Genomic DNA, 21,950 nt, shown 5'->3' on the forward strand with positions numbered 1-21,950 from the left:
CCCAGCCCGGCCTGAGCATTACCACACTCCACCAACCCACTCCGACCAGCACAAACCACGATGAAACAACCCCAATGTGGCGTTGGGTGCGTCCAACGCACCCAACGTGGCGTTCGGTGCGTCCAACGCACCCAACGTGGCGTTCGGTGCGTCCAACGCACCCAATGTGGCGTTCGGTGCGTCAGATGCGCCCAACGCCACATTGGGGCGGTGTGGGCTGAGCTCCTGCCGCCGGGCGGAAGGGGCCGTGGAGGGCGGCCCACTGCAGGAGCAGGATCGTCTTGGCGTCTGCGATCTCGCCCGTGCCGATCATCTCCAGGGCTTTGGCGAACGGGAGTTCGAGGACCTCGATGTCCTCGCCTTCTTCGGCCAAGCCGCCGCCGGCGCCGCGGTCGGCCGGGTCGTAGGGCGCGGCGTAGCAGTGGAGGCGCTCGGTCACCGAGCCCGGGCTCGTGTAGGCGTCGAACACGTGCTCCAGCGCGCCGATCCGCACGCCCGTCTCCTCTTCGGCCTCGCGGCGGATCGCCGTCTCCGGGTCGTCCGCGTCCAGCAGGCCCGCCGCCGTCTCGATGAACATGCCGTCGGGGTGGTCGTTGACGTACACCGGGTAGCGGAACTGGCGGGTCAGCAGTACCGTGCCGCCCTCCAGGTCGTAGAGCAGCACCGTCGCCCCGTTGCCGCGGTCGTAGGTCTCGCGCTGCTCGGTCGTCCAGCGGCCGTCGGCGTGCTGGTAGTCGAACGTCGTCCGGCGCAGCACGTACCAGGCCGACGACAGCAGCTCCACGTTCGTGACCCGGACACGCGGGTTGCGGGACAGGCTTGTCGAAGAGGTCATGCCGTGACCATAATGTGCATGACTCGGAAAGAACAAGGAGGATCGTGCATGCTGGTCGGGGAACGCCGTGAACTGCTGCTCGCCCGGCTCGCCGCCGACGGCAAGGTGCTGGCCAAGGACGTCGCCGCGGAACTCGGGGTCTCCGAGGACAGCATCCGCCGGGACTTGCGCGACCTCGCCGCGGCCGGGCTCTGCCAGCGGGTCTACGGCGGTGCACTGCCCGTCTCCCCCGCCGTCGCCGACTACGCCGGCCGGACCGCCATCGCCCGCGACGCCAAGGACCGGGTCGCCGAGGCCGCGGCCGCGCTGGTCCGGCCCGGCTCGACCGTCATCCTCGACGGCGGCACCACGACCCTCGCGGTCGCGAAAGCCCTCCCCCACGACCTCGAGGCCACCGTCGTCACGCACAGCCCGACCGTCGCGGTCGCCCTGCTCGACCACCACGGCATCGAGGTCTTCCTCCTGGGCGGGCGGCTGTTCCGGCACTCCGCGGTCACCTGTGGCGCGGCCGCCGCCGAGGCCGCCCAGTCGATCAGCGCCGACGTCTTCCTGCTCGGCGTCACCGGCGTCCACCCCGAAGCCGGCCTGACCACCGGCGACGCCGAGGAAGCCGCGATGAAACGCACCCTGGCCCGCCGCGCGGCCGACACCTACGTCCTGGCCAGCGCCGAAAAGCTCGGCGCGGCCTCGCGGTTCACCGTGCTGCCCCTCGCCGACGTCGCCGGGATCGTCACCGACGCCGCAGACCAGAACGTGCAGAAACTTGCAGACCAGGGTGTGCCGATCCTGACGGCTTGACCTCGGCGTACCACTCCCGCCCGGCGACCAGCCCGAACAGCGGCGCCGGCAGCCACACGAGCACCCGCAGCACCGCCGAGAGCCGCCCGGTGCCGCGCACGTCCGACACGTGCGCGGCCAGCGCCGCCTGCTTGCGCGCGGCGAAGCGCCGCACGTCGAACCGGTGGGTGATGGCCGAGGCGGGGCTGTAGCCGAGCGCTTCGACGTCGTAGTCGAACGGGATCCGCAGCGCCTTGACCACCCGCACGAACCGCTGCGCGAAGTCGCGGGGCAGGGTGGCTTCCAGCAGCCGCGTTCCGGTCAGCCGGGCCGCCCGGCGGGCCACCTGGTGCACCTTGACGTGGTCGCGGTGCCCGTAGCCGCCGTTGGCGTCGTAGCCGAGCAGCAGGTCGGCGCGCTCTTCGTGCAGCACGGCCGCGAGCCGGTGCGCGGCTTCCTCGGTGTCCGCGCGGGCGAAGCGCTGCCGGCCCGGCGGGTCCGCGAAGAGCCGGGGACCGTGGCCGCTGTCGGCGTAGCCCAGGTGCACGACGCGGTGCACGCCGAGGATGGCCGCGGCCGCCTCCAGCTCGGCCCAGCGTGGCGTCGGGTGCTCGGCGGCCATGCCGTCGGTGGCCACGACGACCACCACCCGGTGCCCGTCGGCCGCGGCGCGGGCCAGCGTGCCGCCGCTGAGCAGGACGGGGTCGTCTGCGTGCGCGTGGAAGGCCACGATGGTCGTCACCGGGCCCATCATGGCCCAGAACGGCCGAAAACGGCTCAGGCGCGCTTGACCAGCTTGCGCAGCTGGTGCCAGCGGCGCCCCAGGCCCCACTTCGCCACCCGTAGGAACGCCTCCTGGATGATCGAGCCGTTCATCTTCGACTCGCCGATCTCGCGCTCGGTGAAGGTGATCGGGACCTCGACGATCTCGAAGCCCGCCTCGTCGGTGCGGATGGTCAGGTCGATCTGGAAGCAGTAGCCGTGCGAGTTGACCTCGTCCAGGGCCAGCTTCTCCAGCACCGGACGGCGGTAGGCGCGGAACCCGGCGGTGATGTCGCGGACCCGCATCCCGAGCGCGACCTGCGAGTAGAGGTTCGCGCCGCGGGAGAGGACCTGGCGCTTGAGCGGCCAGTTGACGACGCTGCCGCCCGGCACGTACCGCGAGCCGATCGCCAGGTCGGCGTCGCCGACCGCGTCGAGCAGGCGGGGCAGGTCCTCGGGGGCGTGCGAGCCGTCGGCGTCCATCTCGACGATCGTGTTGTACTCGCGGGCCAGGCCCCAGCGGAACCCGGCGATGTAGGCGGCGCCGAGGCCGGCCTTCTCGGTGCGGTGCAGCACGTGGACGTGGTCGTTGGCCGCCGCGCGCTCGTCGGCGAGCTCGCCGGTGCCGTCCGGGCTGCCGTCGTCCACCACGAGCACGTGCACGTCCGGGAGTGCCTTGTGCAGGCGGTCCAGGATCGGACCGAGGTTCTCCCGCTCGTTGTAGGTGGGGATCACCACCAGCACCGGCTCGATTCCCCGGGCCCCCCGCGGCGCCTGCGACATCCGTGCTCCTCCGATATCCGCGGCGGTCAGTCCGCCGCTTCCCCTGCCGTGCCGGCGCTGCTGCGCCGCGTGCGAAAACGGAGTACGAGCCCACCGGCCACCCCGGCGATCGCCAGAGCCAGCAGCCCGTACTCCGTCCACGCACCTAGTTGATCCGACAGCGTAGTCTGCGTCCGCAGCGGGACGCGCCCGACCAGGGAATCCGCCGTGAAAAGGCCCGTTGAGCTGGTCACGGTCCCGTCGGGCGCGACGATGGCGCTCACCCCGGACACGGCCGACACGACGACGGCGCGGCCGTGCTCGACCGCCCGCAGCCGCGACATGGCCAGCTGCTGGTAACTCATCTCGCTCTCGCCGTACCAGGCGTTGTTGGTCGGTACTACGAGCAGTTCGGCGCCGTCGCGCACGGCGTCGCGGGCCGGGTAGTCGAACGCCGTTTCGTAGCAGATGAACACGCCGACCTTGGTGCCCGCGGCGGCCATGGCCTGGTTGGCGCCGTCGCCGGGGACCATGTCGACGGTCTCGGAGTCCAGGAACGGCGTGACGAGCTCGGCGACCTTGCGGGCCGGGACGTACTCGCCGAAGGGCACCAGCTGCTGCTTGGCGTAGCGCGGCCCGGGCCCGGTGCGCGGGTCCCAGGCGATGACGGAGTTCTGCAGGTGCCCGTCGGGCAGCCGGTAGATCGCGCCGATCAGCGCGGGCACGCCGAAGTTCGCGACCAGCTGGTCGACCTGCAGGTCCGGGCCGGTGACGGTGGTCGCGCTCTCCGGCCAGACCAGCAGGTCCGGCTTGGGGATCTTCCCGGCCTTGATGTCGGCCAGCAGCCGCCCGCTTTCGGCGATGGTGTTGTCGCGCAGCACGGTGCGCTGCCCCTGCAGGGCGAGCCCGATGTCCGGGGCGTTGCCCTGGACGGTGGCGACGGTGCGTTCGCCGTCCTGGGCACCGGTGCCGATGGCCGGCCACAGGGCCAGGCCGGCGACGACCGGCAGCAGCGTGCCGAGGGCGGCGAGGGTCACCGGCCGGGTGAGCTTGCGCACCTCCCACAGCCGGGCGGCGAGGCCGGCCAGGCAGAAGCCGGTCAGGACGACGGCCAGACCGAGCAGCGGCGCACCGCCGACGGAGGCCAGCGGCAGGAACGCGCCTTCGGGCTGGCTGAAGGCGACCCGGCCCCAGGGGAAGCCGCCGAAGGGGAACCACGCGCGTGGCGTCTCCAGGGCGATGAACACCAGCGCGCCCCACAGCGGCGCGGCCGGGAGGCGGGACACCAGGGTGATCAGGCCGCCCGCCAGGCCGTGGTAGAGCGCCAGCGCGACGGACAGGCCCAGCCACGGCCAGGGGCCGAAGTCGGGGCCCAGGAAGTCCAGCAGCCAGGTCAGCAGCGGCAGGAAGAACACGAACCCGAACGCGAAGCCGTAGCCGAAGCCGGCCCGGAAGCGGCGGCCGCGCAGGACGAGGGCCAACCCGGCGAAGGCCAGCGGCGCGAGCCACCACAGCGGGCGCGGCGCGAAGCTCAGGTAATAGGCGAACCCGGACACCACGGCCGCGATGGTGCGCAGCAGCCAGGCCGGGGGGAACCGCCGGGTGCGGGCGGGCTGGTGCTGGGCGCCCGGTTCGGGGTCGGCCACGGTGACTGCCACAGGTGCCAACTCTAGGAGATCGTGTCGTGGAGGACGGCACCCGCGCGGACCGTGCGCAGGCACCGCGGGAGGGTGGCGTCCGGTTCCAGCCTCGGCAGCGGCGGCACACCGGCCCGCGGGTCGGTGGACCAGCGCTGCACGCGGCTGTCCGGGGTGGCCACCACGAGGTCGGCGGCGTCCCAGATGGCGTAGTGCGCCGGCGCGCCCGGCACGAGGCTGCCGGTGACGCCGTCGTTGACGCCGGCCGCCCGGTGCCCGGCGCGGGTGTGGGCGGTGAACGCCGCCCGCGGGGACAGGCCGGCACCGGGTGTCCGGTGGTAGGCCGCGGCGCGGACGCTCGCCCACGGGTCCAGCGGCGTCACCGGCGCGTCGGAGCCGAAGGCGAGCAGGACGCCTTCGGCGGCCAGGGTCGCGAAGGGGTTGAGACCGGCTGCGCGGTCCGCGCCGAGGCGTTCGGCGTACATGCCTTCCGGGCCGCCCCAGAGCACGTCGAACAGCGGCTGCATCGAGGCGGTCACCCCCCAGCCGGCCAGGTGCTTGGCCTGCTCGGCGGTGACCATCTCCAGGTGCTCGAGGCGGTGGTGGCGGGCCGCGAGGGCGCGCTGCCCGACCTCTTTTTCGGCCAGCCGGAAGCCCTCGACGACTTCGGCGACCGCGGCGTCGCCGATGACGTGGAAGCCGGCCTGCAAGCCGGCCTCGGTGCAGGCGGTGAGGTGTTCGGCGATGCGGAGGGCGTCGAGGTAGCGCGTTCCGGTGCTCGCGTGGTCGGCGTAGGGCTCAGTGAGCGCGGCGGTGTGGGAGCCGAGGGCGCCGTCGACGAACAGGTCGCCGGCCAGGCCGCGGGCGCCGAGGTCGCGGGCGGTGCCGACGGCGCCGAGCTCACCCCAGTAGCCGACGACCTCGGGCGTGCCGGGTCCGGCGAGGGCGAGGAGGGCGGCGAGGTCGTCGCGGCCGGAGATGTCGGGGCCGGCGCACTCGTGGACGCTGACGATGCCCTGCTTCGCGGCCTCGGCGAGGAACGCCCGCTGGGCGCGTTCCCGCTGTTCGGGGCGGATGGCGGCGCGCACGGCCGCGCGGACGGCGTGGTGGGCGGCGCGGGTCAGCGGGCCGTCGGGTGACCAGCCGTCGGCGTCGCGGGCGGTGGGGGCCAGCTCGACCAGGGCGGTGGAGACGAGCGCGGAGTGGACGTCGACGCGGCTGAGGTAGACCGGCGTGCCCCCGGCGGCGGCGTCGAGCTCGGCGCGGCTGGGCAGGCGCGGGTCGGTCCAGGTGGTCTCGTCCCAGCCGTGGGCGAGCAGGACCTGGCCGCCCACGGCGGCGTTGCGCACGCGGACCAGCAGGTCGGCGCCGCTGCGGACGCCGGTGAGGTCGAGGCCGGTCAGGTGCAGGCCGGTGGCGGTGGCGTGGACGTGCGCGTCGACGAACGCGGGGGCGACGAAGGCGCCCTGGAGGTCGATTTCGCGGGCGCCGGGGTGCAGGGCGCGGGCCGGGGCGTCCTGCCCGACCCAGACCACGGTGCCGCCGGTGACCGCCATCGCCGTGGCGTCGGGACCGGCGGGGGTGTAGATGCGCCCGCCGAGCAGGAGCGTCGTCTGTTCGTCCGTCACGCCCCTGAGTCTGCCCCCTGCGTCCACGTGGGGGACGCCGCCCCGGCAGGCAGGAAGATTTACTCCGTGAGAACGTTATGACAGGATATTTTAACGCGTTCCCGACGACTAGGAGTACAAGTGACTGCGATCCAGGAACCTGTGACGCCTGCCGCCGCCTTCGACCAGCCCTACGAGTACGCCCGCGCCGAGCTGGTGGAACCCGATTGGCGCCGCTTTCCCGGCTGGCACGACGTGACCGAGGCCGAGTGGCGTGACGCGCAGTGGCAGCGGGTGCACTGCGTCCGCAACGTCAAGCAGCTGCGCGCCCTGATGGGCGACCTCCTCGAGGAGCGCTTCTACGACGACCTGCTCGCCGACCAGCGCGAGATGGCCACGATGTCGATGCTGCTGCCCCCGCAGATGCTCAACACGATGGCCCCCACGGCCGGCACCGACCCGGCCAAGGTGACCGAGGCGTTCTACGCCGACCCGATCCGCCGCTACATGCTCCCGGTCCGCAGCGACCGCGACCCGGTCTGGGCCAGCCACCCCCACTCCGAGCGCGACTCGCTGCACGAGGCCGAGATGTGGGTCGTGGAGGGCCTGACCCACCGCTACCCGACCAAGGTGCTGGCCGAGATGATCTCGACCTGCCCCCAGTACTGCGGCCACTGCACCCGCATGGACCTCGTCGGCAACTCGACGGAGACGGTGGAGAAGCACAAGCTGACCCTCAAACCGGTCGACCGCCAGGACGCGATGATCGCGTACCTCAAGAAGACGCCGGGCGTCCGTGACGTCGTGGTGTCCGGCGGCGACGTGGCCAACGTCCCGTGGCCGCAGCTGGAGTCGTTCCTGATGCGCCTGATGGACATCGAAACGGTCCGCGACATCCGCCTGGCGACGAAGGCCCTGGCGGCCCTGCCGCAGCACTGGATTCAGCCGAAGGTGGTCGAAGGCCTGGAGCGCGTCGCGGTGACGGCCCAGCGTCGCGGGGTCAACCTGGCGATCCACACCCACGTCAACCACGCCCAGTCGGTGACCCCCCTGGTGGCGGAGGCGGCCCAGACGGCGCTGAACGTCGGGGTCCGCGACGTCCGCAACCAGGGCGTGCTGATGCGCGGGGTGAACGCCACGCCGGCGGCGCTGCTGGACCTTTGCTTTGCGCTGCAAGGGGAAGCGAACATCCTGCCGTACTACTTCTACATGTGCGACATGATCCCCAATGCCGAGCACTGGCGCGTGGCGGTGTGGGAGGCCCAGGAACTGCAGCACTCGATCATGGGGTACCTGCCCGGGTACGCGACGCCGCGGATCGTGTGCGACGTGCCCTACGTGGGCAAGCGGTGGGTGCACCAGCTCGCCGAGTACGACCGGGAGCTGGGGATCTCGTACTGGACCAAGAACTACCGGACCGGCATCGAGCTGGACGACCCCGAGGCCCTGCAGCGGCGGTACCCGTACTACGACCCGATCTCGACGCTGCCCGAAGCCGGTCAGACCTGGTGGAGCACCCAGCCCCGCCCCTGATGACGGCGGAAGCGCCGGGCTGAAGACGGGGCTGTCGACGGACTGCAACCGAACTGTCGACGGTCGCTGCAAGACTCTGCCTGCCCCGGGGCGGGCGCCGTCTCCAGCCGCCCTGCGTGGCGCGCGCGGCGAGGGGCGCCCGCGATGAGGTTCTGGGGGAACGGTGAACCAGCAAGCGAACGAGCTCGCGTGGACGCCCGCGCTGCCGGCCCGTCGGCACCTGACCCGGCGTCGTCCCGGGATCGAAGTGGTGCCGGACGTCCCGTTGGCGACGGTGGTGCTCGCGGACACCCGGCCGGCGGTGCGCCGCGGCGTGCGGTCGATGCTCGAACGCTCCGCGGCGATCAGCGTGGTCGGCGAAGCCGCCACCACGGCCGCGGTGCTCGCCGAGACCACGCGGTTGCGGCCCGACGTGCTCGTCACCGACCTGCAATTCGGTGACGACGACGGCATCGCGGTGATCGCCGGGATCGTGCGCGCCGCGCCGGGAACGGCCGTGCTCGTCTTCAGTGAGGTCGACGCCGATCGCACGATCACCGCGGCGTTCCAGGCGGGGGCGCGCGGGTACCTGATCAAGGACGCCGGCGCGGACCAGATCCTCCGTGGCGTGCAGGCGGTCGCGGCGGGCGAGCTGATCGTCGGCCGGGCGATCGCCGGGCGGCTCGGGGCCTGGCTGCGTCCGGGCGCCGAGCCGGAGCCCTACCCGTTCGCGCAGCTCACCGCGCGCGAACGAGACGTACTCGACCGCGTCGCCGCCGGCAAGTCGAACTCCGCGATCGCGAGCGAGTTCGCGCTCACGCCGAAGACGATCAGCAACCGGGTGTCCGCGATCTTCGCCAAGCTCGGCACCGCCGACCGCGCCCGGCTCATCGTGATGGCGCGCGACGCGGGGCTCGGCCTGGACTGACCCAGGACGGCTACCCCGCAGCCCGGGAACCGGACCCCGGTTCCCGGGCAGCCGTGGGCCGGGCTCAGCTGGTGAGGCCCAGGCAGAGGCGGAACTCCGGGGTCCCGCCCAGCAGGTGCGCTCCCGCCGACTGCAGGATGCGGTCCTGGGCGAGCAGGTGCTGGCACATCGTCGTGGTGTCGCGGAGCCAGCGGTCCAAGGGACCACTGCGGTGGATCGAGCCCGTCTGCATCAGGTCGTACAGGCGCGCCACGACCGAGCGGGCCGTGCGCAACGCGTGCAGCCGGGACAGCGGCAGCGCCGCCTCCAGCTCCACCGGAACCTCCGCGCCCGCCGAGAGCAGCTCCCACTGCTCCCGCATCGTGCTGTACACGCCGGCGCGAGACGCGATGAAGTCGGCTTCGCACTCCGCGAGCGTCACCTGCATCCGCCAGTTGTCCGCCCACGGCACCCCGGTCGCGCGGTCCACCCGGGTCCGCACGATTTCGCGAACGTGGTCGAGCGCGGCCCGCGCGACCCCCAGCGGCACGCCCGGCACCGTGCGCATGAACGACTCCGGCCGCGCCAGCGGGCTCGGCCTGCCGTGGACCGTGTCGAACGACAGCGTGCGGTCCTCGGGCACGAACACGTCGGTGATCGTGTAGTCGCAGCTGCCGCTGCCGGCCAGGCCCGTGGTGTGCCAGTTGTCGATGACCTCCGCCTCCGAGGCCTTCACCATGAACAGGCGCGAGTCGTGCGGGTCACGGCCGTCCGGGCTGGGCTCCGGCTTGCCGTCGCGGTAGAGGAACGCGCCGGAGATGACCCAGTCGCAGTGGGTGATCCCGCTGCCGAACGTCCACCGCCCGGTCAAGCGGTACCCGCCGGGCACGCGCTCGGCGCGGCCGGCCGGGAACAGCATGCCCGCGGTGATCAGGTCCAGCCGCGGGAACATCTCCCGCGCGGCGGCGTCGGACAGGAACGACGCGTACAGCCCGGTGCCGGACCCGATGATCGCGCACCAGCCGGCCGAGGTGTCCCCGTACGACAGGGCCTCGATCACCTCGGTCTGCTCGATCGACGTCAGTTCCGGGCCGCCGAACTCGCGCGGGAACGCCATCCGGAACACTCCGGTGTCGCGCAGCAGCTCGACGACGTCCGGGGGCAACCGGCGGGCCTGTTCGAACTCGGCTGCCCGCTCACGCAGCACCGGCGCCAGGGCCTTCGCCCGGGCCAGGATCTCTCCGGCGGTCAGCGGCGGCGCCGGGCGGGTCATGCTGCCGGCGGTCATGCGTCCACGTCCGACAGTCCGGCGGGCATCACGAACGACGGCCCGGGCTCGGGTGGGTCGAGCGGGGCTGCGTCGACGTCGACGAGGGCCGCTGCCGCGTCGAGCCGCCGGCCGCAGGTCGCCACGTCCTCACCCTCGCACACGACGAACGAATGCCGGGCCAGGTAGCCGCCCGGGGGCAGCCGCAGCGACGCGCCGGGTTCGACCATCCGCGCCGCCGTGACCAGCCCCGGTGCCGCCGCCGGCACGGTCACCGATCGCACGACGCAGTCGTGGTCCGGGCAGCCGAACCGGATGCCCACGACCGACCGGCGGGTGGGAGCCAGGTCCGGCCGCCGGCCGGTGGCGACGTCGAAGAGCACCTCGCCCGGGTCGATACCGGTCGCGGTCAGCCCGAGGAACGGGATGAGGTCACCGCCGAGCCTGCCGTTGACCTCGATGATCAACGGCCCGCGCTCGGTGAGCCGGACCTCGGTGTGGGTGATGCCGTCTTCGACGCCGAGCAGCCGGTGCGCGCGGGCCAGGGTGTCCACCAGCTCGCGGTCGTCGAGCAGCGGGTCGGCCGCGTCCACGATGTGCCCGGTCTCCTCGAAGTACGGCTCTTCGCCGCTTTGCTTGCGGGCCAGGAACATCGGCCGGTACTCGCCCTTGTGGACGGCGGCGTCGACGCTGATCTCGGGACCTTCGGCGTAGCCCTCGACGAGGGCACTGCCGCCGTACGGTGCGTTCTCGGCCCGGCTCGCTCCCGCCGCCACTTCGAACGCCGTCGCGACCTCGGCCGCGTCGGCGGCGAGCACCACGCCGATGCTGGCGCCCATCGCGCGGGGTTTCACCACCACCGGGTAGCCGATTCCGCCGGCCGCGACGACGGCTTCGCGCACTGTCGTCACCGTCGCGAACCCGGGCTGGTGGAGACCGCCCGCGGTGAGCACCGATCGCGTCCGGTACTTGTCCCGGCAGCCGTGCACGCCCCGCACGCTCAGCCCGGGCACGCCGAGTTCGGCGGCGAGCTCGCCGGCGGCCAGCACCAGGGGCTCGTCCCAGCACGTCAGCCCGGCGATCGGCGCCCGCGCAGCCACCTCGCGGGCAGCCGCGGTCAGCGCTTCGGGGTCGAAGACGTCGGTCACGACGATCTCGTCGAAGTACTTCCGCTGCCACGTCGGCTCGAGGTGGTTCAGCAGCACCAGGCGCAGGCCCGCCGACCGGGCCCGCCGGTGGATCGACCGGACGAGGTATTCGCGGTAGAGCTTCAGCCCGCTGCCGATCACCAGCAGCACGCCGTCGGGCTCGGTCATGCCTTCTCCCCCACAGGTTCGGTCGCGGCGACCACGGCCGGCGCGGTCTTCTGCTTCATGCCCGCCCAGGCGAAGAGCCCGGCGGCGACCGCCATGGCCCCGCACAGCGGCCAGATGCCGCTGCCGAGCCGAGTCCAGGCGAACACCCCGAACGCCGGGCCGAGCGCCGAGGCCAGCCCGATCACCGCGTGCGAGGTGCCGACATACCGGGCCTTCACGCGGGACGGCGACTTCGCCGGGTGCGCGAACATGCTCGGGCCGGAGATCATCAGGCCGGACACGAAGAACACCGCGCTGACCAGCACGAGCACGCTGGACCCGGCGGACAGGCCCCAACCCGCGACGCCGAGCGCGAAGACGAAGTGCCCGAGGCCGCCGGCCAGCTGCGGCGGCCATCGCGTGACGTAGGTGGTGAGCTTCAGCTCGGTGACGATCAGCACGATGGACGACGTCGCGAGCACCGCGCTGTAGAGCGCCTCGGGGTGCCCGTCGGCGACGATCTGCAGCGGCAGCGCGACGGTGAACTGGGCGTAGACGATCGTGCCGACGAAGACGGCCCCCAGGTAGAGCAGGAACCTGCCGTCGCGGACCAGGGTCGCGTACGCCGAGCGCCGGTCCTCCTCGGGCTCCGCCGCTTCCTTTTCGGCCCCGGCGGTCTTCGGCAGTAACGCGAACGCCAGCAGCGCGTACAGGGCCGCGGTGAGGCCGTCCAGCCAGAACAGCAGGTCCCAGTCGAGCAGGATGAGTCCGGCGGCGATCAGCGACGCCAGCGCAGCGCCGATGTTGAGCGCGATCCGCATCATCGAGAAGCCCATCACCTGGTACCGCTCGGGCATCAGGTCGGACAGCAGGACCGCCGCCGCGGGCCGGTAGGCCTGGGTGACCAGGCCGGCCAGCGCCACCACGGCGAACAGCGGCCAGATCAGGTCCGGGCGACCCAGCCACGGGATCGACGCGACCAGCGGTGCCGACGCCGTCATCGACGCCACGATCGTGGCCCGCGGGCCGAGCCGGTGCGTGAGCTCGCCGCCCAGCAGCGTCCCGAAGATCGCCCCGACGCTGTAGGCGACGAGGCACAGGCCCGCGAGACCGACCGAGACACCGCGCACCGTCAGGTACAGCAGCAGGAAGGTCTGGACGAACGCGCCGAGCTGGTTGACCAGCACACCCCCGAGCAGGTAGCGGACGGGGGTGGGGGTCGCCTTCAGCACGGCGAACACACCCGCCGGGGCATCGTGGCTCATGCCGTCTCCTCTGCGATGGTTTCGACGATCCGGCTCGCGGCCGGCAGCTCGGCGAGGCCGGGCGACGAGGAACACCGGGTCCGTGCCGAACGGCACCCCGCGGCCGGTGACTGCCGCGTGCCGGACCGATGCTAGCTGCGCGTTTTTCCTGGCCGACAGGGAAAACGTTCCCGGGCGGCCGGGAAAAACGGCCCGTGCGCCGCAGAACCGTTCGAGGAAGGCGACCATCGAATCGACGGCGAGCTCGGTGCCCGACCCGACCGTGACAGGTCCACCGGAAACGGACTTTTCCGGCACAGGGCGGCAAACCGCAAATCGGAAAACGCTACCCGGCGGGCGCACCGCCCTTCCGCAGACGCCGGCGGCGCCCGCGGACGTCTGCCCTTCCGACCCGGAAACCTGCCCCGTCGGGCAAGCCGGCGCCGATCCGAAGACCACTCTTGGGGGCGTTGCTATCCTCCGGCCGAGTGATTGACACGGTTCGCCGTCCCCTCGGAAAGGTCGCGTAGTAGTGGGAAACCCGCTGGTCGCGGAGACGAAGGATTCCACCAAGGCGTACTCGGGCATTTCGCTGCTGGAAACGGCGAACGACCTGAAGTCGGCCATCGAGAGCGGGGACTGGGCCTCGGTCGCCCTCGGAGCTGTCGGGACGGCGCTGGACGCGCTGTCGATGGCGATGGACCCCTTCGGCGCGATCCTCGCCGCCGGAGTCGGCTGGCTCATCGAGCACGTCGGACCGCTCAAGGAAGCCCTCAACGGGCTCACCGGCAACGCCGACGAGATCGCGGCGCAGTCGGAGACCTGGAAGAACATCGCGACCGAGCTGGGCAGCGTCGGCGAAGACCTGACCGGCATGGTCACCGCCGACATCGCCTCCTGGACCGGCGCCGCCGCCGACACCTACCGGCAACGCGCCCAAGACACCGTCACGCTCCTGGAGACCGCGCAGAAAGGCTGCGAAGGCGCCTCCAGCGGCGTCAAAACCGCCGGCGAGGTCGTCGCCGCGGTCCGCGCACTCGTGCGCGACATCATCGCCGAACTGGTCGGGCACCTCATCAGCTGGGCACTACAGGTCGTGTTCACCCTCGGCATCGGCATGACCTGGGTCGTACCCCAGGTCATCAACGCCGTCGCCAAGACCGCCTCCAAGATCGCCGACCTGGTCAAACGACTGGTAACGGCGTTGAAGGCCCTGGTACCGCTGCTCAAACGCGCCGGGGACCTGTTCTCAGACGCGGCCAAGGCCTTACGGAAGATCAAGCCGGGCAAAACCGCGCCGCCACCCAAACACGCCGACATCAAAAGCGGCCCGAAGGACATCGGCGGCCCCAACGGCAAGGGCGGCCCGGACGCGCCGCCGCCGAAGGGCGACGACACCTCGCCCTCGGGGGCGAAAGGCGACGGCACCAGCACTTCCGGCGCCAAAGGCGACCCGCCGCCCAAGAGCGACCCGCCTCCGGGCTCCAAAGGCCCCGACGACACCCCGAAGGGGCCGGATTCCTCCCCCGATGGCGGCTCGACCACGCCCTCCGGCGGCGGGAAGGGCGCCGGGAACGGCGGTGGCAAGCCGCGCAGCGGCGGGCTTGCCGACCAGAACGGCTCCCCCAAGGAGAACTCGACCCCGACCGACTGCCGCCCGGGCAGCGGGGACCCGATCGACATGACCACCGGGCGGATGATGCTCGCCCAGACCGACGTCGAGATCGACGGCGTCCTGGCGCTCGTTCTGGACCGCGCCCACTTCTCCGGCTACCGCAGCGGTGTCCACTTCGGACGCTCCTGGGCGTCGACCGCGGACCAGCGCCTGGAAACCGGAACCGACCGCGTCGACTTCGCCGCCGAGGACGGCACCCTGCTCGTCTACCCCCTCCCGGGCGCCGCCGCCGTCAAGCCGGTCGAAGGTCCGCTGTGGCCGTTGCGGCGGCTCGGGGACGAGTACGTCATGGAGCAGCCCGACCTCGGCCGCACCCTGCACTTCCCCGCCGGCGGGGACACCGGCTGGCTGGCGGCGATCTCCGACGCCGACGGCAACCGGATCGTCTTCGACCGCGACCCGCACGGCACGCTGCGGGAGGTGCGGCACTCCGCGGGGCACCGCGTCGCCGTCACCACGGCCGGCGGCCGGATCACCGAACTCACCTCCGTCGGCGCCCGCGACGACGACCGCGTCACCCTCGCCCGGTTCGCCTACGACGAGCGGGCGAACCTGGTGGAGGTGGTCAACTCCTCGGGCCGGCCCTACCGGTTCGGCTACGACGAGGCCGGGCGCATCACCAGCTGGCAGGACCGCAACGGCCGGGGCTACGCGTTCACCTACGACGAACTCGACCGCTGCGTCCACGGCACCGGCCCGGGCGGCGTGCTCGCCTACACCTTCGCCTACGACCGGGAAAACCGCGTCAACCGCGCGACCGACTCGCTCGGGCACACCACCACCTTCGAGCTGAACGAGGAGTTCCAGCTCGTCCGCGAGACCGATCCGCTCGGCGGCGCCACGACCTACGACTGGGACCGCCACGACCGGCTGCTCGCCGTGACCGACCCCCTGGGCCGGACCACCCGGTACGGCTACGACGAGCACGGCAGGCGGACGTCGGAGACCCGCCCGGACGGGAGCGTCCACAGCGTCTCCTACGACGGGCGCGGCCGACCGCAGGCCACCGTCGAACCGGACGGCGCGGTCTGGGCCCACGAGTACGACGAGACCGGCAGGCTCGTCGCGACCACCGACCCGATGGGCGGGGTCCGCCGCTACGGCTACGGCCCGGGCGGGGCGCTCGGCTCGTTCACCGACGAAGAAGGCCGCACGACCCGGATCGACTGCGACGGCCTCGGCAAGCCCCGGACGGTCCTCGACCCGGCCGGCGGGCGCACCACCTACACCTACGACCGGCTCGGCCGCGTCGAGACCGTCACCGACCCGGCGGGTCACACGACGACGTTCGCGTGGACGGTCGAGGGCGAGCTGTGGAAGCGCGTCGCCCCGGACGGCTCCGTGGAGCGCTTCACCTACGACGGCGAGCTCAACGCGACCGAGCGGACCGACGCCGCGGGCGCGGTGACCCGGACCGACTTCGGCCCCTTCGACCTGCCCGTCTGCGAGATCGCGCCGGACGGCAGCCGCACGCGGTTCACCTACGACACCGAGCTGCGGCTCGTCGCGGTGACCAACGCCGCGGGTGCGCAGTGGCGGATCGACTACGACGCCGCCGGGCGGGTCGTGCGCGAGACCGACTTCGACGGCCGGGTCGTCACCTACCGGAGGGACGCCGCCGGCCAGCTGCTCGAAAGCGCCACCGGCGCCGGGGAACCGACGACCTACACCTGGGACGCGCTGGGCCGGCTGACCGCCAAGCGCCGTGGGGACAGCGTCACGACCTACGCCTACGACGCCGCGGGCCGGCTGGTGCGCGCGACCAACGCCGACGCCGACCTCACCTTCGCCTACGACCGCCTCGGCCGGGTGGTGGCCGAGACGTGCAACGGCCGGGAAGTCCGCTCGGGCTACGACCGCAGCGGGCTGCGGACCGCGCGCCGCACCGCCTCGGGCGTCACCAGCACCTGGACCTACGACGCGGCGAGCGCGCCGGCCGAGCTCGGCACGGCAGGCCGGACGATCCGGTTCGCCCACGACCCGGCCGGCCGCGAGATCGGCCGCGTCTTCGGCACCGCGACGCTGACCCAGACCTGGGACGCGAACGACCGGCTCGTCGAACAGGTCGTCGCGGGAGCCGACGGGCGGCCGCGGCAGCGGCGCGCCTACCGGCACCGGGCGGACGACGTCCTCGCGGGCGTGGACGACCTGCTCTCCGGCCGCCGCGAGTTCGCGCTGGACCGGCTGGGCCGGGTCACCGGGCTGCAGCGGCCCGGCGCCAGCGAGCGGTACGCCTACGACGCGGCGGGCAACATCGCCGTGGCGGAGTGGGCCGCCCACCCGGCCGCGGGCCCCCGCGAGTACACCGGGACGCTGGTGCGGCGGGCCGGCGACGTCGAGTACCGCTACGACGACCTCGGCCGGCTGACCTGGCGGCAGCAGCCGGGCGGCCCCGCCGGCTGGAGCTTCGCCTGGAACGCCGACGACCGCCTCGAGCAGGTGCGGACCCCGGACGGCCACGAGTGGCGCTACGCCTACGACGCGCTGGGCCGCCGGGTCGCCAAGCGCCTGCTCGGCCCGGACGGCACGGTCACCGCCGAGACGGTCTTCGTCTGGGACGGGATCGTCCCGGCCGAGGAGATCGTGACGACCGGCGGCGCGCCGGCCCGGACCACGACCTGGGACTGGGAGCCGGATCGGCCGGTGCCGGTCAGCGTGCTGGACCGCCGCACCCGCGCCGACGGCGGCCTCGACGAGCAGTTCCACGCCGTCGTCGCCGACCTGATCGGCAGCCCGGCGGAGCTGGTCGACGAAGCCGGCCGGATCACCTGGCACTCGGCGCAGACCCTGTGGGGCCTGGACGCCGGCGGCCCGGCGCCGACGCCGCTGCGGTTCCCCGGCCAGTACTTCGACGCCGAAACGGGCCTGCACTACAACGTCAACCGGTACTACGAGCCGGAGACCGGGCGCTACATCAGCCCGGACCCGATCGGGCTCGGCGGCGGCACCAACCCGCACGCCTACGTCCGCAACCCCACCGGCTGGCTCGACCCGGTCGGCCTCAAGGGCGGCAAGGGCAAGTGCAAGGGCGGCAAGGCGAACAACCCGGTGCTGGCCAACAACCGCCCGGGCCAGCCGGTGTTCCACGGCAACGCGAACGTGCCGGTGACGGAGATCAGCGACAAGAAGTTCGTCGGCATCCTGGAGAACCTCGCCGCCGGCCGCGGCGAAGGCGCGCGCCGCGCGAAAGAACTGCTGAAGCAGATGCAGGAGGGCCGCGGCTGGCAGCAGACGGCCGGCATCCACCAGGGCGGTCTCGGCGGGGCGGCGGGCGGCGCCGACCCGCGGCCGCACATCACGGTGAACGTGGGCGGCCGCGGCTACCACGTCCACGTGGGCAGCTCCAACGGCAACCTCTTCGCCCAGGACATCACGCCCAACCCGATCCGCTGAGAGGAGCGGGCACCCGCGGCGGGTGCCCGCTCCGGCGTGGTTGGATACCTCCTCACCGGTCTTGTCGGCGGCAAACGGTTTGCGCTACGGTGACCTGGGAGCGCTCCCAGTCAGGCGAAGTTCCGCACCCTGCTCGCAAGGAGGCGACGCATGGCTGTCTGCGCACGAAAGCCTGGCGGGCCGGCATCGCGCCGCGTCCGGACCGGCTCGGCTCCGCGAAGAAACCGCTCGGCCTTCCGAACGCTGAGCACGGTGGTACTCGTCGGCCTCGGTATCGCCGTTCCGGCACCGGCCGCCTCGGCCGCCACCGTCGACACCAACGCCTCGTACGTGCTGGTCAACCGCAACAGCGGCAAGGCGCTGGACGTCGCCGGGAGCGCCACCTACGAGGGCGCCCGGGTCACCCAGACCACCCGCGACGACCGCGCCTCCCAGCAGTGGCAGTTCGTCGACTCCGGCGGGGGCAACTACCGCATCAAGTCCAGGCACAGCGCCAAGGTCCTGAGCTTCCCGTCCACCGCCGACCGGGCCGGGCTGGTGCAGAACACCGACGCCGGGCGCGCCGGGCAGCAGTTCCGGCTGGCCGACTCCGCCGGCGGTGACGTGCGGCTGCTCAACCGGGCCAGCGGGAAGGCCGTGGACGTGCTCGGCTCCGCCACCGCCGACGGCGCGCGGGTCGTCCAGCTGCCCGACACCGGCGGCGCCAACCAGCGGTGGCAGCTGGTCAAGCTCGCCGCCGACACCACACCGCCGACCGCGCCGGCCAACCCGCGCACCTCGAACCTGACCTGCGCGACCGTGACGTTCTCGTGGTCGGCGTCGTCCGACGACGTCGGGGTCGCCTTCTACGACATCTTCCACGACGGGCAGCTCATGACCTCGGTGCCGGGCACCGCGCTGTCGGCCGAGCTGACCGTCGCGCCGGGAGCCACCTGGGGTCTGTACGTCAACGCGCGCGACGCCGCGGGCAACGTCTCGCAGGCCAGCCCCACGGTCACCGTCAGCGTGCCGCAGTGCCAGGCCGACACCGAGCCGCCCAGCACGCCCGCCGGCGTGACCGCGACGGCCTCGGGCACCACCGTCACCGTGCGCTGGTCGCCGGCCACCGACAACGTCGGCGTCACGGGCTACGAAGTGCTGCGCGACGGCACCGTGGCCGGCTCCACCAGCGGCTCGGCCACGACCTCGTTCACCGACAGCGGCCTGGCCGCGAACACCCGCTACCAGTACCAGGTGCGGGCGCGCGACGCCCAGGCCAACCGGTCGGCCCCGAGCTCACCGGTCACGGTCACCACCGGCGCCTCCTGCGCCACCGCGGTCTGCTCGGTCACCAGGGTCACCACCGAAACCGACCTGCCGTGGGGGCTGACCACCCTGCCCGACGGACAGGTGCTCTACGGCCGCCGCGACGCCTTCGAGATCGTCCGGCTCGACCCCGCCACCGGCACGAAGACGGTGGCCGGGCGGATGCCGAACGTCGCGGGGACCGACGGCGAGGGCGGGGTGCTCGGCCTCGCCGTGGCCACCGACTTCGCGGCCGACCCGTGGTTGTACGTCATGCACACCAGCACGACCGACAACCGGGTGGTGCGGATCCGCTACACCGGCGGGGTCCTCAGCGGCACCCCGCAGGTGCTGCTCACCGGCATCCCGCGCAACAAGTACCACAACGGCGGCCGGCTGCGGTTCGGGCCCGACGGCAAGCTCTACATCGCCGCCGGCGACGGCCAGAACGGCGACTGGGCCCAGGACCTCACCAACCTGGCCGGCAAGGTGCTGCGGATCAACCGCGACGGCACCATCCCCTCGGACAACCCCTTCGGCACGCCGGTGTGGAGCTACGGCCACCGCAACCCCCAAGGCCTGGCCTTCGACGCCCAAGGCCGGCTGTGGGAACAGGAATTCGGCAACAACGTCATGGACGAGACCAACCTCATCGTCCGCGGCGGCAACTACGGCTGGCCCCGCTGCGAAGGCACCACGGGCAGCTGCGCCGAAGCCGGGTTCGTCGCGCCCAAGCGCACCTACCCCGTCGCCGAGGGTTCGTGCAGCGGCATCGCCGTGGTCCGCGACGCCCTCTACATCGCCTGCCTGCGCGGAACCCGGCTGTACCGGGCCGAGATCTCCGGGGACAGCCTGACGAACGTCCAGCAGTACCTCACCGGCACGTACGGGCGGCTGCGCACCGTGGAACCGTCCGCCGACGGCGGCCTGTGGCTGACCACCAGCAACTACGGCGACAAAGACAGCATCGCCAACAACAGCAACGAAAGCATCTTCAAGGTCGAGCTCGGACGGTGAACCCCGGCGGCGGGCCGGGACCACCGGCCCGCCGCCGTCCCCCTCGCGAAAGGAGAGCCGGCATGGCTCACCGCAGGACATCCCGCCACCGTCGCGTGTGGACGGTGGCGGCGACGGCGATCATCACCGCGGGCGTGGTGGCGCCCGCGGCGTCCGGCACCACGACGGCCGGACCGTGCACGCCGGGCGCGACCTACGGCTCGCCGTTGCCGAGCCAGGCCGTGACGGCCCGGCTCATCCGGAGCGGGTTCACCTTCCTCGAAGGACCGACCTGGGACCGGCGGACGGGCACCCTGCTGCTGTCGAACATGCAGAACGCCACCGGTCCCCAGGGCGTGCAGCCCTCGGCGATGCTCCGGTTCCGGCCGCCGGCCACCTTCGAGACGTTCATCGCCGATTCCGGCAGCAACGGCCTGGCGATCAGCGCCGACGGGACGCGGGTGCTCGCCGCCACCCACGACAACCGCACCGTTTCGGCCTACAACCTGGCCGACCGCAGCCGGACGACCGTCGCGGCCGGCGCCCCCGGCCACGCGTTCAACTCGCCGAACGACCTGACCACCGGCCAGGACGGCACCACCTACTTCAGCGACCCGAACTACCAGCGCGGCAACCGCGCCGACGAGCAGGGCGGCCGGACCGGCGTCTTCCGCGTCCGCGACGGGGTGGTCAGCCTCGTCGACGACACGCTGCCGCAGCCGAACGGCGTCGTCCTGTCCCCCGACGGCAAGACCCTCTACGTGGGGGCCACCGGCGCCGACACGATCGTGAAGTACCCCGTCTTCCCCGACGGCAGCACCGGCAACCGCACGACGTTCGCGACCATGCGAACCCCCGACGGCGCGACCATCGACTGCGCGGGCAACCTGTACTGGGCCTCCTTCGACGAAGGCCTCGTCCACGTCTTCTCCCCGTCGGGTGCCCCGCTCGGCACCATCTCCGCCGGCCGCAACACCACCAACGCGGCGTTCGGCGGACCGGACGGGAAGACCCTGTACCTGACCTCCGGGGTTTCGGGCGCGTTCGGCCTCTACCAGACGCGCCTCAACGTGCCGGGCAACCCTTACTGACGTGCCGAGTAGGCGCCCGCGTCGAGGTCTTCGAGCAGGGTCGGCCCGGTGGGCGTCCAGCCGAGCAGCTCCCGCGTGCGCTCGCTCGTCGCCGCGAGGTCCATGGCGAAGAAGCCGCCGATCCAGCCGAAGTGGTCCTGGACACCGGCCTCCGGGATCGACGCGGCCGGCAGGTCGAACGCACGGCCGATCGCCTCGGCGATCTCGCGGGTCGGCACGCCCTCCTCGGCGACGGCGTGCAGGCGCGCGCCGGCGGGCGCCTTCTCCAGGCCGAGGCGGACCATGCGGGCGGCGTCGGTCACGTGCACGGCGGCCCAGCGGTTGGTGCCGTCGCCCGGGTAGCCCGAGACGCCCTTCTCGCGGGCGATCGCGGCGAGGACCGCGATGAACCCGTGGTCGCCGGTGCCGTGCGTGGTCGGCGAGAACCGCAGGCTCACCGGGTGCACGCCGCGGGCGGCGAATTCGAGCGCGAGGTTCTCGGAGCCGCCGCGCGGGGAGTCCGGGCCGTGGAACGGGGAAGCGTCGGCTTCGGTGGCGGGCCGGCCCTTGGCGAGGGCGGCGATTCCCGAGGCCAGCAGGAACGGGCGGCCGCTGTCCGCGAGCGCGTCGCCGATCGTCTCCACGGCGGCCCGCTCGGCGGCGTTCGACACGGCCGGGTTGGCGAAGTCGTGCTTGTTCGCCAGGTGGATGACGGCTTCGGCCGCTTCCGCACCCGCGCGGATGCTGCCGATGTCGTCGAGGTCGCCGCGCCGGACGTGGGCGCCTTTGGCTTCGAGCTTCGCGGCGGACGCGGCCGACCGGGCCAGCCCGGTGACCTCGTGGCCGCTTCCGAGCAGCTCGTCGACGACGGCGGAGCCGATCCAGCCGGAGGCTCCGGTGACGAAAACGCGCATTGCGTGAACTCCT

General features: G+C 72.7%; 15 protein-coding genes. 6 read left to right on the forward strand and 9 right to left on the reverse strand.

Annotated features, from left to right (window positions below; genetic code table 11):
- Positions 1-181: 181 nt before the first annotated feature.
- Entirely contained in the window at positions 182-835 is a 654-nt protein-coding gene (locus tag ACWEF6_RS18300; RefSeq protein WP_449684016.1) for an NUDIX domain-containing protein, read from the reverse strand.
- Positions 836-883: 48 nt separating this feature from the next.
- Here ACWEF6_RS18300 and ACWEF6_RS18305 point away from each other — a divergent pair, with 48 nt between their 5' ends.
- Positions 884-1,633: a DeoR/GlpR family DNA-binding transcription regulator gene (locus ACWEF6_RS18305; RefSeq protein ID WP_449684017.1), complete on the forward strand. Its 750-nt coding sequence runs from the start codon at positions 884-886 to the stop codon at positions 1,631-1,633.
- Here the strand turns inward: ACWEF6_RS18305 and ACWEF6_RS18310 are convergent.
- The 4 genes from ACWEF6_RS18310 to ACWEF6_RS18325 are packed head-to-tail and all read right to left on the reverse strand — an operon-like array spanning position 1,566 to position 6,401.
- The gene (locus ACWEF6_RS18310) at positions 1,566-2,363 is read right to left on the reverse strand and encodes a PIG-L deacetylase family protein (protein ID WP_449684096.1); all 798 of its coding nucleotides are present in this window, start codon (positions 2,361-2,363) and stop codon (positions 1,566-1,568) included. The genes ACWEF6_RS18305 and ACWEF6_RS18310 overlap by 68 nt on opposite strands.
- A gap of 26 nt (positions 2,364-2,389) precedes the next feature.
- Positions 2,390-3,157, reverse strand: a complete 768-nt coding sequence (locus ACWEF6_RS18315) for a polyprenol monophosphomannose synthase (protein WP_449684018.1) — start codon at positions 3,155-3,157, stop codon at positions 2,390-2,392.
- 26 nt (positions 3,158-3,183) lie between these two features.
- Positions 3,184-4,794: an apolipoprotein N-acyltransferase gene (gene lnt / locus ACWEF6_RS18320; RefSeq protein ID WP_449684019.1), complete on the reverse strand. Its 1,611-nt coding sequence runs from the start codon at positions 4,792-4,794 to the stop codon at positions 3,184-3,186.
- An 11-nt stretch (positions 4,795-4,805) separates the two neighbouring features.
- Positions 4,806-6,401 carry an amidohydrolase gene (locus ACWEF6_RS18325; protein WP_449684020.1) on the reverse strand — a complete coding sequence of 532 codons (1,596 nt, stop codon included), beginning with the start codon at positions 6,399-6,401 and terminating at the stop codon, positions 4,806-4,808.
- A 120-nt stretch (positions 6,402-6,521) separates the two neighbouring features.
- Between ACWEF6_RS18325 and ACWEF6_RS18330 the strand changes: the two genes are divergently transcribed.
- Complete coding sequence (locus ACWEF6_RS18330) at positions 6,522-7,913, forward strand: KamA family radical SAM protein (protein ID WP_449684021.1); 1,392 nt, start codon at positions 6,522-6,524, stop codon at positions 7,911-7,913.
- Between the two features lie 163 nt (positions 7,914-8,076).
- The gene (locus ACWEF6_RS18335) at positions 8,077-8,820 is read left to right on the forward strand and encodes a response regulator (RefSeq protein ID WP_449684022.1); all 744 of its coding nucleotides are present in this window, start codon (positions 8,077-8,079) and stop codon (positions 8,818-8,820) included.
- A gap of 64 nt (positions 8,821-8,884) precedes the next feature.
- On the opposite strand, the gene ACWEF6_RS18340 is transcribed toward ACWEF6_RS18335, so the two are convergent.
- From ACWEF6_RS18340 to ACWEF6_RS18350, 3 genes are read right to left on the reverse strand one after another with little or no spacing between them, the layout of a single operon-like run.
- Positions 8,885-10,087: an acyl-CoA dehydrogenase family protein gene (locus tag ACWEF6_RS18340; RefSeq protein WP_449684023.1), complete on the reverse strand. Its 1,203-nt coding sequence runs from the start codon at positions 10,085-10,087 to the stop codon at positions 8,885-8,887.
- On the reverse strand, positions 10,084-11,382 hold the full coding sequence (locus ACWEF6_RS18345; RefSeq protein ID WP_449684024.1) for an ATP-grasp domain-containing protein: 1,299 nt from the start codon (positions 11,380-11,382) through the stop codon (positions 10,084-10,086). Before ACWEF6_RS18345 ends, ACWEF6_RS18340 begins: the two co-directional genes overlap by 4 nt.
- Positions 11,379-12,626 (reverse strand): MFS transporter, encoded by a 1,248-nt coding sequence (locus tag ACWEF6_RS18350; RefSeq protein ID WP_449684025.1) that lies wholly within the window; start codon positions 12,624-12,626, stop codon positions 11,379-11,381. The genes ACWEF6_RS18345 and ACWEF6_RS18350 overlap by 4 nt, the downstream gene beginning before the upstream one ends.
- Before the next feature lie 511 nt (positions 12,627-13,137).
- On the opposite strand from ACWEF6_RS18350, the gene ACWEF6_RS18355 reads away from it, so the two are divergent.
- The 3 genes from ACWEF6_RS18355 (at position 13,138) to ACWEF6_RS18365 (ending at position 21,044) form a co-directional block, all read left to right on the forward strand.
- Positions 13,138-17,673, forward strand: a complete 4,536-nt coding sequence (locus ACWEF6_RS18355) for an RHS repeat-associated core domain-containing protein (protein ID WP_449684026.1) — start codon at positions 13,138-13,140, stop codon at positions 17,671-17,673.
- A gap of 243 nt (positions 17,674-17,916) precedes the next feature.
- The gene (locus tag ACWEF6_RS18360; RefSeq protein WP_449684097.1) at positions 17,917-19,974 is read left to right on the forward strand and encodes a PQQ-dependent sugar dehydrogenase; all 2,058 of its coding nucleotides are present in this window, start codon (positions 17,917-17,919) and stop codon (positions 19,972-19,974) included.
- A gap of 62 nt (positions 19,975-20,036) precedes the next feature.
- A complete protein-coding gene (locus tag ACWEF6_RS18365) occupies positions 20,037-21,044 on the forward strand; it encodes an SMP-30/gluconolactonase/LRE family protein (RefSeq protein ID WP_449684027.1) in 1,008 nt (335 codons plus the stop codon).
- Here ACWEF6_RS18365 and ACWEF6_RS18370 read toward each other — a convergent pair.
- On the reverse strand, positions 21,038-21,937 hold the full coding sequence (locus ACWEF6_RS18370; protein WP_449684028.1) for an SDR family oxidoreductase: 900 nt from the start codon (positions 21,935-21,937) through the stop codon (positions 21,038-21,040). The two genes, ACWEF6_RS18365 and ACWEF6_RS18370, sit on opposite strands and share 7 nt — an antisense overlap.
- Positions 21,938-21,950 lie beyond the last annotated feature (13 nt).

The organism is Amycolatopsis sp. NPDC004772 (assembly GCF_053601215.1).